Genomic DNA, 16549 nt, shown 5'->3' with positions numbered 1-16549 from the left:
CGGCTACAACCTAGGACTTAAGTGTATATTCGACAAAAAATAAAGCCTTTTGCACCATTTATAAATTCAAGTACCGTTGTCCGTGGAAACTAAAAAGCAGCAAGTCTCTCGGCTACGGAGACTTGCTGCTTCATTTTGAATTTAAATGGACCCAGAAACCCAGACTTATTTGGAAGCCTTCGGTTTGGTTGTTTTAGCTGGTTGAGCTACCGCAGGTTTGGTTGCTTTTACGGCAGACTTCGCTGTTGCCTTCGCTGGAGTCACGGTTTCCTTTACAGGAGTCGTTGCTGCATTGGGCTTCGCGCCAGCTTTCAAGCTGTATTTTGCAAAGCCGTCAGCCGCGCTGCCGAGGAATGAAATTTGCTGGTTTCCGGCAAGCACGTCTTTTGCATCAGGCGAGGATTCGAAGGTAACCTTAGCCTCACCGAAAGGAGCAATAGACCAGTTGCCATCCGCAGCCGGATTAATCGTTCCGTTCGTACGGATGTAATCAATAACGACTTGGCGGCTTTCGTCCGGTGCTGCCATCACAATGCGTTTGCCATCCGGATTTGCCAGTTTGGATGAGGAAGCACGATAGTTGTTGGTCGCTACGATAAATTTCTGTGCAGGATCAATTGCTTTCCCGTTGTATTGTAAATCCTTGATACGATGAGCAGAAGGATCAATAACGGTTCCCTTGGCATCATATCGTGCAGGCTGAGTCACATCAATCTGGTACTTCACACCGTCAATGACATCAAAATTGTAGGTAGGGAAATCTTTGTTAATCAGCGATTGTTCCTCGGTTTTCTTTGGATCGATATGGTTGAACTGGCCCGCAGACCACTCCAGCCATTCCTGAATTTCAGCACCGGTAACTTCTACGGCCTGAACCGTGTTCGGGTACACGTACAGATCGGACACGTTTTTAATGGCTATCGTGCCTTCAGGAATGTTGGTGTAATACTCGGCACCGTTTCGACCACCAGCCTTGAATGGGGCGCCAGCCGACAATACGGGAAGATTTTCGTATTCGGTCCCTTTAAGATGGTTCTGTACGTACCATTTTTGTGCATTCGTCACAATCTGAATGGATGGGTCATCCTGCACTAATGCAAAATAACTGTTAATCGGTGCGGTTGTGGTTCCTACCGGTTGACGAACATAATCCAGCGTTCCTGTATGCTCTTCCTTGATCGCATCTACCAGTTTAAACTCAGGATTCATCTGCACAGCCTGAGTTTTGGGATTCACAACCGGACGCACTTCAGACTGTGAATTTGTTACGTTCCACTCGTATTTTTTCTTTTCCAGGGTCAGGTCAATAATACCTAGCTCCTTGCCCCATGAGGAAGCTTCTACAGCCGGCACACCATTGATCGTTCCTTTATCCAGGTCTACACCGCTCATTTCTTTAAAATCAGGGCCGGGGAAGGATTTATGCGCGTGTCCAAATAAAATAGCGTTAATTCCGTCTACCTTGCTCAAATATTTAACGGCATTTTCCATCATCGGAGTCTGCGGTACATCCTCATAACCTGTGTGTGCCAGCACAATAATAATGTCAGCACCCTCGGTTTTCATTTGAGGAATAAACTTTTTTGCCGTTTCCACAATGTCCTTGGTAACGACCTTTCCCTTCAAATTGCCTTCATCCCATTGTGTAATTTGGGGCGTTACCAAGCCAATCACGCCTACTTTGAGCGTATACTCTTTCCCCTTCTCATCCGTTACCGTTTTATCAAGAATCCGATAAGGGGTAAAATAATTTTTAGTCCCTTGGCCCCCATCATCGTAATATACGTTCGCATTTACGTAAGGAAAATCAGCTCCCTTGAGTGATCTTTCCAAAAAGTCGAGACCATAGTTAAATTCGTGGTTCCCCACCGTAGCCGCATCATAGCCCATAAAGTTCATCATCTTGTAGACCGGATGGACACCGCCTTCTTTCTCGAAGGTTTTGCTTCTGGCCATATAATCACCCAGTGGATTGCCCTGCAACAAGTCGCCGTTATCGAACAACAGGCTGTTTCTCGTTTCACTGCGCGCCTGCTGGATCAGTCCAGCTGTGCTAATCAAGCCATATTCGTTCGTTTCCTTGTCCGCATAGTAATCGTAATTCATCAAGGCCGCATGAATATCCGTTGTTTCCATGATCCGCAAATTCACTGTACCGCTATCCTTGGATTCGCTGGCAGCCCAAGACGGAGCGGCTGAAAACACCAGCATGTTACAGGCAACGACTGCTGCTGTAAGCCCTCTAAACCATTTTTTATGAAATATCAAAATATATCCCTCCTCATTAAGATGTAGGCCTCATACACATACTTTTGCACATATATGTAAGCTTTGAACCCACCATTCCTATTTTAATCCAACGCCGGACAAAAGAGTAGTCATTTACTCCATTTATTTATGAAAAAATAATTAATTTTCCGCAAACATAAAAACCAGCAAACCTCCCAAATAACTCGGAGAATTGCTGGTTTCCTCATATTCTATCCAATTCTATTTCTCCCACACCTGACGTCCGGTTTGCTTACCCACATACTCAATACGAGTCGAATTCACATCCAGAATGACATAATCGGGGTCATCCGGGCCAGAAAACCATTCCTTCAACGAATCATTCCACACTTGTTTGCGGAGTCCCTCGTCAGCCGTTACCCGGACAGTAGCCTCAACCTCCACGACTTCCTTCGTACCGCCAACCTCATAGCCCAGCAGCAGATAAGCGTTTGGATTATCCTTCAGCTCTTCCACCTTATGTGTTTTGCGATCTGTCGCGAGATGAATGTTCAGCCCTTCGTTAAAAAGAGCCATATAGCGCACCTTCGGCTTGCCGCCTTCTACTGTACCCAACGAGCAAAATTTGTTGTTATCCAAAGCCTTTACAATGGCTTGTTCCAGTTGGCTGCGATCCAATGTTTCCGTTTTACCCACGGTACAACAACTCCTTTTCGCAAATTAGAATTCCTGTGAATGCCCATGCCATGTTCCAACACCAGCTCATCAAACCATACCTGCGGCAGTTCTGTAAAACAACATCAACCGATGGGATCATGGTCATTTTCAAAACAAAGCTCACAGTAAAAGTGTACCCTGACGTACGGCAAATGAACCGTCACTTCTTCCCCAATGCTGGACAGACCCGCCTTCTAGGCATATAATCGTCGTAGTAAACCCGAATTGAATAACCCATTCGACTATACAATGCCAGGGGTGCTGGAATCGGCCGGCTGAGAGTGTGTCCCAAGACACTGACCCTTACAACCTGATCTGGGTAATGCCAGCGTAGGAATGCTTAAGCAAGATGCGCCCCTTTTTTCTTATTACGGCGGGCCATCCCTTACTTTGGTATATACAAGCGCAAGCGTCCCGGAACATCGGGGCGCTTTTTTTGTTGAAGATGATGTTGTTGGAACAGATAGCGTCCGGCAGAAGTTATTTTTGTAAAATGGGAAACATAAGCTGTCTGATCCGACGGATTACGGGTAATAAAAGGAGAGAACACAACGATGAAGCGCATGAAAATGTTAAGCCTAGGGCTGATCAGTCTGTGGCTCATGACCCTGACTCTGACCGCCTGCGGCGGAGGCTCCCCCTCTGCACCACAAGGCGCGGCTCCTGCCGCCAATACCCAAGCGACCTCCCCGACCAAGGGACTCAAGGATGTTAAAGTCGTGCTCGACTGGACGCCAAATACGAATCATACGGGACTCTATGTCGCCAAGGACAAAGGATTTTACGAAAAAGCAGGCTTGAATGTCCAGATCGTTCAGCCCGGTTCGGGCGGAGCCGATCAAATGGTTGCTTCCAATGCTGTACCTTTTGGTATCAGTTATCAGGAGGGAGTCACACAAGCTCGTACGCAAGGGGTACCGCTCGTATCCATCGCTGCGGTCATTCAGCATAATACATCAGGCTTCGCAGCCCCGGTTGACCGCGGGATTAAGAGCCCGAAGGATTTTGAAGGTAAAAAATACGGCGGCTGGGGTTCGCCCGTAGAAGAAGCGGTCATGAAATCCATCATGGACGCAGACAAGAGCGATGTAAGCAAGGTGAAGATCATCAACATGGGTAATGCCGATTATTTTACAGCCGTGAAGCGGGATATCGACTTTGCCTGGATTTTCTACGCATGGACCGGGATTGAAGCCCAACTACGGGGTGAACCACTGGATATGCTGTATGTAAAAGATTATTCCAAAAGTCTGGATTACTATACACCCGTCATCGTGAGCAACGAACAGACCATTAAAAATGATCCCGAACTGGTCAAGGCCTTCATGGACGCGACCGCCCAAGGCTATGAATATACCATCGCTCACCCGGAAGAAGCCGCAGACATCTTGACCAAAGCGGTTCCGGAACTGGATAAAAAGCTGGTACTCGCCAGCCAAAAATGGCTAAGCCCGCGTTATCAGGACGATGCCGCCCAATGGGGCGTACAAAAAACGGAAGTATGGCAAAACTACTCCGACTGGATGTACGAACGCAAGCTGCTCAGCAAGCCTTTGGAAGTCGATAAAGCCTTCACAAACGACTTCCTGCCCAAGCGTTAATCTTGTAAATCGAACTTGAAAGTACCTTTGTGCCACTACGCAGTCGGTTGATGCTTCCGAAGCGAGCTTTCCTATGGAAGGCTTTTAAAGCGACCGCTAACGCTTGTACAGCACCATTCCGTCCACTTCGTTTTTATGTTCATTTTGCTTTTGTAAAAATGCCACACCAATAAAACCCAAAAATATGATGGTTTTAAGGTGGTTGGCAGCGCAGCGGTTCATTTGAATCTGGAGAAGCGCAGCGTTCGCCTTTGCCGTGGGATTCTTACCTTTTAAATTTATTCAATGAATCCCACGGCAACAGCGATCGTAAGATCAAATGAAACGCGGAGCGGTCTCACCCGCCTTAAACCACCATATTTCCCTAAAAACAATCCAATGAAGGACAGGTGAATTCACATGGCTAACACACTGCTCAGTATTCAAGTAATTCCTAAAACCCCCAATAACGAGGACTCTTACGTATATGTAGATACGGCAATTGAAGTTATTCAGCGCTCCGGTGTCAAACATCAGGTGAACCCATTGGATACGACCATGGAAGGCGAGCTGGACGAGCTGCTGAAGGTGGTTAAAGAAATGCACGAGGCACTGACGGAAGCAGGCAGTCCAAGCATCATTTCACAAATCAAAATCGCACATAACCCGCAGGGCATCAGCATGGATAAGCTGACCGAGAAATATCGCCCATGAATCCGAAAGGCAAAAGCGCATCCTGGTGGAAAAGCGTATGGCCGCCCCTTGTGGCGGTCCTCTTCTTTTTAGCCGCCTGGCAGGGGGCGGTTTCCTATTTACATGTTGAATCCTGGTTACTGCCAGCTCCGTCCCTGATCGTGCAGGAAGGAATGGCCCAGTCGGCGCTGCTTGGTGCCCATACTTGGGCTACCGTTCGCTTAACGCTGGCGGGATTTGCTATCGGCACAGCAACTGGACTATTGATCGCCATTGTTCTTCATACCATCCCTTTTCTCAAATCGGCTCTGTATCCGCTGCTCATTCTTAGTCAAAACATTCCGACCATCGCTCTCGGCCCATTGCTGATGGTGTGGTTTGGTTTTGGCGTGTTGCCCAAGCTGATGGTTATTACACTGGTCTGCTTTTTTCCTGTGGCTGTAGCGGCCATGGACGGGCTGACGAGGACGGACCGCACGATGATGAGCTATATGCGCATGTCGGGCGCAGGCCGTATGGCTATTTTCATGAAGCTGGAGCTGCCGCATTCCCTGCCACAAGTATTTTCGGGCATCAAGATTGCCGCCACCTACAGCGTGATGGGCGCGATCATTGCGGAATGGATCGGAGCCAGTGAAGGAATTGGATATTATATGAATTTGCAAAAATCAGCCTACCGCACGGATCTGATTTTTGCCGCCATTGGCATTATTGTTACACTTAGCTTGCTAATGTTCGTAGCTATTCTACTGCTGGAAAAATGGCTGGTACGTTGGAAACCCGACCAGGAATAGCTTCCAAATGGAACCAAAGGATACCAAAGAAAGGACGTGGCGCGTATGAGTCTGCATCCTACTGACTTATCACCGCAAAATATGGCTGGTGGACAACGAGCCGTGGAACCGCAGGAGCATTCTTCCACTTCTCCAGCCTTGGAACTGGACGGTATTAGCCTGGCCTTCCGGGAAAAGCGAAGCTCGCTGCCTGTATTGCAGGATGTATCCTTGAGCGTTCGACCTGGGGAATTCGTCTCCCTGATCGGTCCGTCCGGCAGCGGCAAAAGCACGCTGTTTCACATCATCGGTGGGCTGCTCAAGCCGCAGCTGGGGCACATCCGTATGAACGGACAGGACGTGACTGGGGAACGCGGGCATATCAGCTATATGCCTCAACAGCCCGCGCTTTTCCCGTGGCGTACCACGCTGGACAACGTGCTGCTCGGGCAGGAAAATGCGCGGCGTAAAGATACAACAGCGCAGCTCCGGCACAGCAGCGAACGCGAACGCCGTAAGGAAGCCCTGCAATGGCTGGAGCAGGTCGGGCTTGGCCCATTCGCTAAGGCGTATCCGCATACGCTCTCTGGCGGCATGCAGCAGCGGGCGGCTTTCCTGCGCGCGCTACTCAGTCCGCAAGAGCTGATGCTGCTGGATGAGCCGTTCAGCGCACTGGACGCGCTGACGCGCGGAGACATGCAACAATGGCTCCTGCGGATGTGGGAGAAGAACCGCCGCTCTGTGCTGTTTATTACCCACAGCATTGAGGAAGCGTTGCTGCTCTCCGACCGTATCTATGTACTGTCAGCACGACCTGCTTCGGTGATACACGTCGTAGACGTTCCCTTCCCTCGCCCTCGCAGGGAAGAAATCACCCTCGACCCGCGCTTTATCGAATGGAAGCGGAAAATGACAGGCTGGATGCGCGAGGAAAAGCACAGACTGGAAGGCGACACGGACAACACTGGAGGCGTCCGTGAGGATACTTCAGGTAATGGGGCGAAGCCGTTATGAATGACTCGAAGGATAAAAAACTGGACACGGCAGCACCAACGACGACGCCAGCACCCGCGCCTCTAATCGACGCGCACATTCATGTGGATAGCTATCCGTCTGAGCAGCAAGAGCTATTGCTCGCTTCGCTTGCAGATAGCAGTGTCGAAGCCGTCATAGCCGTGTCCATGCATCTCGCCTCCAGCCGGGCCAATTTGTGCTTGTCTGAGCGTTTTCCCGGGCTGGTACGACCCGCCTTTGGCTTTCATCCCGAACAGCCTCTTCCACCGCAAGCTGAGCTTAATCTGTTGTTCGACTGGATGGACAAGCATGCAGAGCATATGGTCGCCGTAGGTGAAGTCGGCTTGCCCTATTATAATCGGCTGGAAGCCTTGGAGAGAGGCGTTTCCTTTGACCTTGCTCCTTACATAGAACTGCTGGAACGTTTTGTCCGATTTGCGGGAAAACATAACAAGCCGATTGTGCTGCATGCCGTCTATGAGGACGCGGACATTGCCTGCGATTTACTGGAACGCCACGGCGTCACGCAGGCGCATTTCCATTGGTTTAAAGGCTCTGCCGCCACGACCGAACGCATGGCCCGTAACGGCTATTATGTCTCCTTCACACCGGATCTCTTGTATGAGGATGAAATCCGAAGTTTGGCAACACAGTATCCTCTCGGTCAGGTGATGGCGGAAACGGACGGCCCTTGGCCCTTTGAAGGGCCTTTTTCCGAACAACAGACCCATCCATGCATGACCGCCGAAGTCATTCGGGCGTATAGCAAGCTGACAGGTCAAAATGAAACTGTTGTTCGGCAATTATTTTATGACAATACGAGACGCTTTTACGCACTGTCTAATTTATAAAGTCGTTTACAGCATAAGCAAAGAACCTCCGAGTACGCATCCTATTGCCAGCGTAACCGGAGGTTCTTTGTATTTTTAAGCCTGTGCATGGATCTATAAGTTGTGAATAGGTCCCTGCTTTATTTTTATGGCTGCTCTACTTTTATTGCTTCAAAAATCCCTTTTGCTCCAAAAAAGACTTCATCTGCAAACGTGCAGGCTCGGTCAGTCTTGCTGCCATCTGCTCTGACCATGGGGTAGACCGCTGGCCACCTGTGCGTTCCTTCAAATATTCAGCCGATGTGTGATCATACAGATCCACAGCTTTCATCGTCTGATTTTTGTCGTAGCCGTTCATATGCAAAACACCGGACAGTGGAAGACGTGGACGTAAACCCTCTTCCTGATCCGGTACACCAATACACATACCGAACACTGGATATACCAGCTCAGGCAATCCCAACAGCTCGGATACCTCGGCTATTTTTGTACGGATGCCCCCGATGTAGACAATGCCCAAACCGAGTGATTCGGCGGCTACCGCTGCATTCTGTGCAGCTAACGCGGCATCAATGGTCGCAACCGTGTAATTTTCGACGGAACCTTCATAGGAGGACTTGCCCGGTTGATGGTGAACTGTGACCTGCTTCAAGCGGTACAAATCTGCACACCACACGAGGAACGCCGGGCATTGCTCAACGTAAGCCTGGCCACCTGCCAACTCAGCCAGCTTTGTTTTCAAAGAAGGCTCTGTAACGGCAATGACGGTATAAGCCTGTACATTGCTGGACGAGGAAGCCATCTGGCCTGCTCCCACAATAGCTGCGAGCTGCTCGTCAGTAACGGCATCTGACTTGAATTTTCGTACAGACCGATGATTCATCAACAAGGAAATCGTATCATTCATGACTGCTTCACCCCTAATCCATAATATAAGCTCTTTATCTGCGTCAAGCTGTGAGCATACGAAGAAATTCTTGCATGCTTGCATGGCACTCCTACAAATATTATGAAACTTTAGCGTAGGATAAGCAACCCGACAGGATGAAGGGTGACAGCATTGATAAAAAAAGCTGAACATAGCAAAAAGGCAAGCACGCTGGAGGTTAAATCCCTGCGTACTTGCTAAGAAACAGTCTGTTTGTATTCTAATAATGTCGCTACCCAAATCTTATAAATATTATATGAGTCAAAGTTCTTTCTACATCCACTCAGTACCTTAGTAAGTTTTTCAAAAAGTCAGTAATTTCTTTGACTGGTATCAGGCCCAATGTGCTTGAGGAAATCCAATCATTGTCTTGTATAGAGACTTGATTTGCTTTTCCTGGCTTTAAAATATTAGCTATGCAACCAACTACAACTTTTGCCTCGTCTGTTACTCCCCAATTATGTCTATACTGATCATCGATATTATTCACATAGTTTAAGGCACCTTTTAAAATCTCTGGATACACAACTTCAGCACACTGAATTAATGCATCCTCCAATGTGCCTTTATCTCTATTATTAGGGAAAACATGTATTCCTATACGAGGGATATTTTCTATAATCTCACCTGGAGATCCTATATTCGAAAACGCTAAGTCGTCATCTCCTAAAGTCTGAATTATATTTTGACAACTTATCTTGGCTTCTTCATCATCCGCGTCAATCAGAACGCCAACTGCACTTAAAAAACCATTTTCCTTCTTCAAAATATTTAACAAAGTTAACCTCAACACTTTTGCTATTTTGGTTATTCCTCCGGCAGAGTGTACAGCGACTGAGAAGTTGTTGCTCTGAAAGAAAACTGGAATAGAAACTCTTTTTAGTAAATCGCCTTCAGGAGGAAAGTTCTTTGGTATTATATCTAGCCAGTACTCGTCTAATTTAGAAAGTTGTTGAACTCTTTTAAAACCATTCGATTTCAAAACTTTCCCCACTACTTCAACATCGTGAGGACCTTCGACAACCAAATATGCATATTCCATTTTGCTTACCTCACATCCTGACCCAGCTCATATCTCAATGAGTACATATCCTCACCTATAAACCTTTTTGAATATGTTCTACTATCCGACGAAGGTTTCTCTAATCTATAGGTAGTAAGCTCGTTTAAATTTTCTGTATCTGCTGATAATATCGCATCAATGGCTTCTAAACTATGAGTTGTTACAAACAGCTGTACATTAAAATCTTTACAATTGCTGACAAGCCAATCAAAGAACTTTCTAAATAGTTTGGAATGTATAGCAGTTTCAACTTCATCTATTAGCAACACACCGTTTTTAGACTGTAATATAGCGGTCGCAATAGTTAAAATTCTCCGCACACCATCACCATAGACCGTAATCGGAACATACCCCATCGTCCTATGCTTAAAATAAGGAGTAGATCTGTTGCCATTAGGATCTAATATCTCTATTCCCTCAATATTCTCATCAAAATCTTGAAGTAAGTTGATGATACTATTTTTATTCCCCGACATAATAGTTGCTGAAATCGCTTTTGCTGAGATAGGCATTACACGATGATCCACAGGAGATACCAGATTTGTCTTGAAAATAACATTTTTCCGATCTCTTCGCATAACTCTTTGTGAATCGGTAATCAAATACTTTTGCTCTACTTCATCATTGAGTACTTTAGTTCTAAACATGATTTCAACTGCTCGTTCTTCTTCTACTTCTCCAATTTTCTCCTGTTGTTTCACACTATTCGTTAAATCCATAACAGATGTTTCATGACATTCAATATTACATTCTATAAATCCCGATTCTAATTTCGCTCCTAAATTAATACGTTCTCTGACTAACTCATTAACAGTCCCGTAAAATGCAACTGGAAAAGTCCATAGAACAGAGTCTACTGTCGATAGTTTCCGAGATAATATTGAAAATGTTCTATCTCTCCCTTTAGAAGTAGCAATAAGCTGAAATATATCCCCTGGACTTGTTATTAATTCAATACTTTCTAAAATGGAAGTCTTACCTACATTATTTTTCCCCACTAAAAGATTGAACTGACTTAAATTTTTCAACTCCAAGCCTTTAATTCCACGAAAATTTTCAATATATAAATCATTTATATGATTCAAAATTATCGCCCCTCCCTAACGTGCTCATACTTCATTATATTCCTCATTATTGACTAAATACTTTTACAATATAAAAAACCTTTAGAAGAATTATGTATCCTCCTCTGTGAATCGTGTAATTCCATTCTATCAAAGAACCGTTACTTAGGGTTTGAATTTTAAAAAGGGTTGCCCTAAGGACAACCCTTGATATCTACAGCTTCACCCGCTGGAGACGCAGTGCATTCAGCACCACCGAGACGGAGCTAAATGCCATGGCCGCTCCCGCCAGCCACGGGGCCAGAAAACCCAAAGCTGCAATCGGGATGCCAATCACGTTATAACCTAACGCCCAAAACAGATTTTGCCGTATATTCGTCATCGTACGGCGGCTCATTTCGATCGCATCGGGAATGCTGTTCAGGTTGCCGCGCATAAGCGTGATATCCGCAGCTTCCATCGCCACATCCGTACCCGTGCCCATGGCCATCCCGATATTAGCGGTAGCCAGCGCGGGCGCGTCATTAATGCCATCTCCGACCATAGCTACGATCAGGCCCTGCTCCTGAAGCCGTTTCACTTCTTCAGCCTTGCCCTCCGGCAGCACCTCAGCCAGCACCCGAGCAATTCCGGCCTCAGCAGCAACAGCTCGCGCGGTCCGTTCATTGTCACCCGTAATCATGATGACCTCAATGTTCATCGCACGCAGACGGGCAACCGCCTCCCGTGACGTTTCCTTGATCGTATCCGCTACGGCCACCAGTCCGGCATAGGAACCGTCCACCGCAATCACCATTGCTGTTTTGCCCGCGTTCTCCAACTCATGCATATGCTGCTCGGCAGAGTCAGCTATCGCGATGCCTTCCCTGCTCATCAATCGACGTGTACCTGCCAGTACCTGCTTGCCTTCCACATGAGCCATCACGCCATAGCCCGGAATATTTTCAAAATCCGTTGGCTCTACTAGCTCAATGCCGCGATCCGCAATCCCTCTTACAATGGCTTCTGCCAGTGGATGCTCCGAGCTTTTTTCCGTCGCAGCCAACAACCGCAGCAAATCCGTTTCACTCAAGCTTCCTTCTCCGACCATAACATCCGTCAGCACCGGCTTGCCGTTCGTAACCGTACCCGTCTTATCCAGTACCACCGCGTTGATGGAGCGGGTCGTTTCCAGATGCTCGCCGCCCTTGAACAGAATGCCATACTCTGCGGCACGTCCCGAACCCGCCATAATAGACGTTGGCGTAGCCAATCCGAGCGCACAAGGACAAGCAATGACGAGAACTGCAATCATCTTCTCCAGTGAACCTGCAAAATCAGCCGGTGTCACAAGGAAAAACCAGACGAAAAAGGTCACCACGGCAACAGCAACAACAATGGGTACAAAAATACCCGAGATTTGATCCGCGATCCGCTGAATAGGAGCCTTGGAGTTTTGCGCATCCTCCACGACCTTAATAATACGGGCCAATGCCGTATCGCCACCGACACGCTGGGCCTGGATACGAAGTACACCGTTTTTATTGAGCGTAGCTCCTGTGACCATAGAACCCGCTTCTTTTTCCACCGGGAGACTTTCGCCACTCAGCATGGATTCATCCACCGCCGAGCGTCCGTCCACGACCACACCATCGACAGGAATTTTCTCGCCGGGACGTACAATAAAAATGTCCTTCACACGAACCTGCTCAATCGGTATATCAAGCTCTTGCCCATCACGTACCACACGCGCTGTTGTCGCCTGGAGACTCATCAGGCTCTTGATCGCCTCGGACGAACGGCCCTTGGCTACTGCCTCGAACCATTTACCGACGAGAATGAGCGTAATCAGCACCGCGCTTGTCTCATAGTACAGTTCAGGCATTTTCATGACAGGCGTCCCTGCCATACCTCCCATGCTGTCCATCACGGTAGACGGTCGCAATGTAAGGTACAAACTGTAGAAATAAGCCGCAGACGTGCCCAGTGCAACCAGTACATCCATATTCGAGCCGCCATTACGCAGTGCTTTGTACGCACCTACATAGAACTGCCATCCAATGATAAACTGGATCGGTGTAGCCAGCACAAGCTGGAACCACGGGTTCAGAAATAAGCCAGGCACATAAATCCATGAGGTAAAGGAGAAATGAGCCACCATCGCCCACAACAGCGGAAGCGACAGCACCGCAGATACGATCCACTTCCATTTTTTACGATTCAAATCTTTGCTGCGCACGTCTGCGATGTTATCCTCGGCACTCTGCGGGATGGCTCCATAGCCAAGCTGCTCAATCTTGCTCACCAGATCACCGACCGCAATACTTCCCGCCGCATATTCCACATGCGCTGTTTCCATCGCCAAATTCACCGTAGCGCCCGTCACACCCGGCATCCGGTTCAGACCCTTTTCAATCCGGGTCGCGCAGGCTGCGCATGTCATGCCCGTCACATTCAGATTGGCTTCCTCACTCACGGTTCCAAAGCCAAGCGAAGCAATTTTATCGCGAAAATCCGGAATGTCGGCCTGCTTCGGATCATACGATATCGACGCCTGCTCCAGAGCCAGATTCACATTAGCCTGCGCCACGCCGTCTATTCGATTCAAACCTTTTTCAATACGGCTGGCGCAGGCAGCACAGGACATCCCCGTAATATGAAGCGTTGTCTGCTTGTCACCGTCGGTCACACGGTTTTCCATAGTTACTCTCCTCCTACATACCCCTATGGGGTATATTCATGTTCAAAAGAAAAAGCCTCTTTACGGAAGCTTCTCCTTTAAAACCAATTTTTTTACGCATTAAATATCCAACTTAAACGACGTCGTAGCCTTGGTCTTCGATTGCAGTTTTCAGAGCTTCCACGTTCAGCTTGGACTCATCGTATTCTACAGCCACTTGTTTCGCTTCAAGACTGACCTTGCCGGAAGCGCCGACTTTCTCCAAGGCTCCTTCTACTGCTTTCACACAATGATTGCAGTTCATGCCCTCAACGTTCAACGTTACTTGTGCCATTTCTGTTTCCTCCTCCGGGGTACTTCATGTACCCGATTCATGTGTATGGGTATTGCTCTTAACGGATTAGCTTCTTGACCGTAACCAGCAGCTCGTCGATCACTTCCGGCTCTCCGGCCTGCATGCGCTCAATGACACAGCTTTTCATATGCCCTTCCAGCAGCAGCTTGCCGACACCATTCAGGGCGGACTGGACAGCCGCAATCTGGTTCAGCACATCGTCACAGTAGGTATCCTTCTCGATCAAGCCCTTGATTCCTCGAACCTGACCTTCAATACGGTTCAATCGGGATGTAAGGCTGTTCTTGAATTCTGCCGAGTGATGACTTTTTCTGACGGTCTTTTCCCCCTCTGTTCCGCAATGAGCCTCATGGACTTCAGCGTTGGAAACAGGTTGCTCTTCAGCCATACATCAGCCTCCTGTGTTGTGTATATGCATTCATGCATTTGTTAATATGCTTCTAGCATAATATACCCCTATGGGGTATGTCAACCTTCCAGAAAAATGTCACCTGTTTGCCTTATTTCAGGCCTTCGCGCGCACTTCCTTGGGCAAGCACCATAAAGCTTAACAACGCACCGACTTCCGCTATAGCGATGACGATAGCCATTGGTATAGGCGTTGTTCCACTGCCCAGACCCACCAGCGGCGAAGCGATGGAGCCAAGCAACAGAGGCAGCAAGCCGAGCATAGCGGACGCACTGCCTGCGGAGCGCTGCTGGCTTTGCATTGCCAATGAAGTGGTGGTGGTGCTCACGATCCCGACGCAGGAAACAACAAAGAATAGCGGAACTAGAACAGCAAACAGTTGACCTCCGGTAAAAGCCACAGTAAGCAAGCTAATTCCGGCTACAGCCGCAATCACCAAACCCGATAAGAGCAACTGCCGTTCGCTGAAACGGCCGACAAGCCTCCCGGTCAATTGAGAAAACAGTACAATCCCCAAACCATTCACCGCGAAAATAATACTGTATGTCTGAGGTGAAACCCCGAAAATATCCTGAAGCACGAACGGCGAGCCAGCGATGTACGCAAACATGGCTCCTGTAATGAGCGCCTGCGAGAAGGCGTATCCCATAAAGCGCCGATCCGTAAAAAGATGACCGAGTGTACGAAGCGTCTGCTTCAAACCACCCGACGAACGGCGGCTGACAGGCAGTGTTTCCGGTAGCCCCAACACGACGGCAATTAACATAGCCACCCCGACTACGCAAAGCACCATGAACACACCACGCCAGGATACAAAATTCAACAGAACACCGCCCAGCACAGGAGCAGCAATCGGAGCCACACCGTTCACCAGCATGAGCAGTGAAAAGAAGCGCGTCAGCTCTTTGCCCGAATATAGATCACGCGCAACGGCTCTGGAGATGACGATCCCCGCAGACCCGGTAAGACCCTGAATAAAGCGGAGCCCGATAAGCACGCCGATATTCGGCGCAAACACGCATAACAGCGAAGCGGCAGCGTACAGGACAAGCGATACGACCAGCGGACCTCTACGTCCTCTTACATCACTCAGCGGCCCCGCAACGATCTGCCCGACTGCCAGCCCCAACAGACAGGCGGTCAGGCTGAGCTGGGCCAGCGAAGTCGTTGTATGCAAATTGTTGGCTAATGTAGGCAATGACGGCAAATACATATCTATGGACAAGGGTCCGAAAGCGCTCAAAGCTCCCAGAACAAAGGCAATCCATAAAATCCGGGATTTGGTCATATCTGCGGCAACCATTACCGTATTGGAAAACCGATTCATAATAACAATCATCCTTTTCTGAAAATAAGAAATATCACTTCAATATATTATGATAACATTCATTTTACGCTGCTTCGATCATTTACACGCTAATCCGCAATTTTTTTTCGAAACTGCTACATATCAGGCAGGAATTTACCAATTTAAGGTCGAATTATACCTTAACCAAAACAAAAAAATTTGCGAAAGCTGGAGAATAACTATGGTCTATGATGGAGTGCTGCTTGGTCTCATTGTAGGTCTGTTCAGAGGAGGCTGGCAGCAGGGGTTAATCCGCTTTAGCCAAATTCGCCTCATAGCTGGCTGGATGTTCCCTGTGCTACTGCTGGTGCAGTTCATTATTTTTTATGCTCAGGAAAAATGGGCCTGGCTTGCGTCCATCAACGGGTATCTGTTTATGGGCATCTATGGGGTTGGATTGATTTTTCTCTGGCTGAACAGGCACCACAAGGGATTCAAGCTTATTTTAATCGGAGTCCTGTTGAATTTTGTCGTCATGGCGGTCAATGGCGGCAGGATGCCAGTCTCGTTGAGCGCTTCTGAGGTGCTAGGCCCTTATTATACGGAAATGCTTAAATCTGGAAACGTTATCTCGAAGCATTACATGATGGATGTGGGTACGCGTTTATCATTTTTGGGTGATATTATTCCACTCTCCAAGCCCTATCCCCGTACGCAGGTGATCAGTATTGGAGATGTCGTCATGAACTTTGGGATGTTCCTGTTTATTCAAAGCGTCATGGTCGTGAACAAAAAGAAGACCACTCAGCAAGAAACCCATCCCCGCCACGCCTAGTGTGCGCCTTATTCCAAGGAAGGGAGTGAACCCTATGAAAAATTTGAAATATTCCCGTGTGATTATCAACGCTATTATCGTCGCTTCTGTCGTAATCGCTTTGACTTCCGGT

15 protein-coding genes and 1 riboswitch are annotated in these 16549 nt (G+C 48.0%); of the genes, 6 read left to right on the top strand and 9 right to left on the bottom strand.

Features of this window, described 5'->3' with window-relative positions:
* Positions 1 to 165: 165 nt before the first annotated feature.
* Positions 166 to 2268, bottom strand: coding sequence for a bifunctional 2',3'-cyclic-nucleotide 2'-phosphodiesterase/3'-nucleotidase (locus ABIA61_RS19315; protein WP_404581136.1), 2103 nt, complete (start codon positions 2266 to 2268; stop codon positions 166 to 168).
* A 222-nt stretch (positions 2269 to 2490) separates the two neighbouring features.
* Positions 2491 to 2925 carry a pyridoxamine 5'-phosphate oxidase family protein gene (locus ABIA61_RS19310; RefSeq protein ID WP_404581135.1) on the bottom strand — a complete coding sequence of 145 codons (435 nt, stop codon included), beginning with the start codon at positions 2923 to 2925 and terminating at the stop codon, positions 2491 to 2493.
* Positions 2926 to 3190: 265 nt separating this feature from the next.
* Positions 3191 to 3300, top strand: a riboswitch (TPP riboswitch).
* 200 nt (positions 3301 to 3500) lie between these two features.
* Here ABIA61_RS19310 and ABIA61_RS19305 point away from each other — a divergent pair.
* The 5 genes from ABIA61_RS19305 (at position 3501) to ABIA61_RS19285 (ending at position 7857) form a co-directional block, all read left to right on the top strand.
* Positions 3501 to 4547, top strand: a complete 1047-nt coding sequence (locus tag ABIA61_RS19305) for an ABC transporter substrate-binding protein (RefSeq protein WP_283654327.1) — start codon at positions 3501 to 3503, stop codon at positions 4545 to 4547.
* Positions 4548 to 4946: 399 nt separating this feature from the next.
* Entirely contained in the window at positions 4947 to 5240 is a 294-nt protein-coding gene (locus ABIA61_RS19300; RefSeq protein WP_283654326.1) for an MTH1187 family thiamine-binding protein, read from the top strand.
* A complete protein-coding gene (locus ABIA61_RS19295) occupies positions 5237 to 6013 on the top strand; it encodes an ABC transporter permease (protein WP_283654325.1) in 777 nt (258 codons plus the stop codon). Before ABIA61_RS19300 ends, ABIA61_RS19295 begins: the two co-directional genes overlap by 4 nt.
* 45 nt (positions 6014 to 6058) lie before the next feature.
* Positions 6059 to 7006 (top strand): ABC transporter ATP-binding protein, encoded by a 948-nt coding sequence (locus ABIA61_RS19290; protein ID WP_283654324.1) that lies wholly within the window; start codon positions 6059 to 6061, stop codon positions 7004 to 7006.
* Positions 7003 to 7857 (top strand): TatD family hydrolase, encoded by an 855-nt coding sequence (locus ABIA61_RS19285; RefSeq protein ID WP_283654323.1) that lies wholly within the window; start codon positions 7003 to 7005, stop codon positions 7855 to 7857. The genes ABIA61_RS19290 and ABIA61_RS19285 overlap by 4 nt, the downstream gene beginning before the upstream one ends.
* 142 nt (positions 7858 to 7999) lie before the next feature.
* Here ABIA61_RS19285 and nfsA read toward each other — a convergent pair whose 3' ends face one another.
* The 7 genes from nfsA to ABIA61_RS19250 all read right to left on the bottom strand — a co-directional run bounded on the left by nfsA (position 8000) and on the right by ABIA61_RS19250 (position 15641).
* On the bottom strand, positions 8000 to 8743 hold the full coding sequence (gene nfsA, locus ABIA61_RS19280; RefSeq protein ID WP_283654322.1) for an oxygen-insensitive NADPH nitroreductase: 744 nt from the start codon (positions 8741 to 8743) through the stop codon (positions 8000 to 8002).
* A 304-nt stretch (positions 8744 to 9047) separates the two neighbouring features.
* Positions 9048 to 9806: a DUF3226 domain-containing protein gene (locus ABIA61_RS19275; protein WP_283654321.1), complete on the bottom strand. Its 759-nt coding sequence runs from the start codon at positions 9804 to 9806 to the stop codon at positions 9048 to 9050.
* Positions 9807 to 9811: 5 nt separating this feature from the next.
* Positions 9812 to 10912: an AAA family ATPase gene (locus ABIA61_RS19270; RefSeq protein WP_283654320.1), complete on the bottom strand. Its 1101-nt coding sequence runs from the start codon at positions 10910 to 10912 to the stop codon at positions 9812 to 9814.
* Positions 10913 to 11105: 193 nt separating this feature from the next.
* Positions 11106 to 13571, bottom strand: a complete 2466-nt coding sequence (locus tag ABIA61_RS19265) for a heavy metal translocating P-type ATPase (protein WP_404581134.1) — start codon at positions 13569 to 13571, stop codon at positions 11106 to 11108.
* A gap of 112 nt (positions 13572 to 13683) precedes the next feature.
* On the bottom strand, positions 13684 to 13884 hold the full coding sequence (locus ABIA61_RS19260) for a copper ion binding protein (protein ID WP_283654318.1): 201 nt from the start codon (positions 13882 to 13884) through the stop codon (positions 13684 to 13686).
* Between the two features lie 58 nt (positions 13885 to 13942).
* A complete protein-coding gene (locus ABIA61_RS19255) occupies positions 13943 to 14293 on the bottom strand; it encodes a metal-sensitive transcriptional regulator (RefSeq protein ID WP_283654317.1) in 351 nt (116 codons plus the stop codon).
* Between the two features lie 112 nt (positions 14294 to 14405).
* Complete coding sequence (locus ABIA61_RS19250) at positions 14406 to 15641, bottom strand: multidrug effflux MFS transporter (protein WP_283654316.1); 1236 nt, start codon at positions 15639 to 15641, stop codon at positions 14406 to 14408.
* Between the two features lie 202 nt (positions 15642 to 15843).
* On the opposite strand from ABIA61_RS19250, the gene ABIA61_RS19245 reads away from it, so the two are divergent.
* The gene (locus tag ABIA61_RS19245) at positions 15844 to 16437 is read left to right on the top strand and encodes a DUF5317 domain-containing protein (protein WP_283654315.1); all 594 of its coding nucleotides are present in this window, start codon (positions 15844 to 15846) and stop codon (positions 16435 to 16437) included.
* Positions 16438 to 16549: the final 112 nt, after the last annotated feature.

The organism is Paenibacillus sp. RC21 (assembly GCF_044907935.1).
GTDB lineage: Bacteria > Bacillota > Bacilli > Paenibacillales > Paenibacillaceae > Paenibacillus > Paenibacillus terrae_A.
Note: the sequence above shows the minus strand (reverse complement) of the source record. Positions and strands in the feature narration are given on the sequence as shown.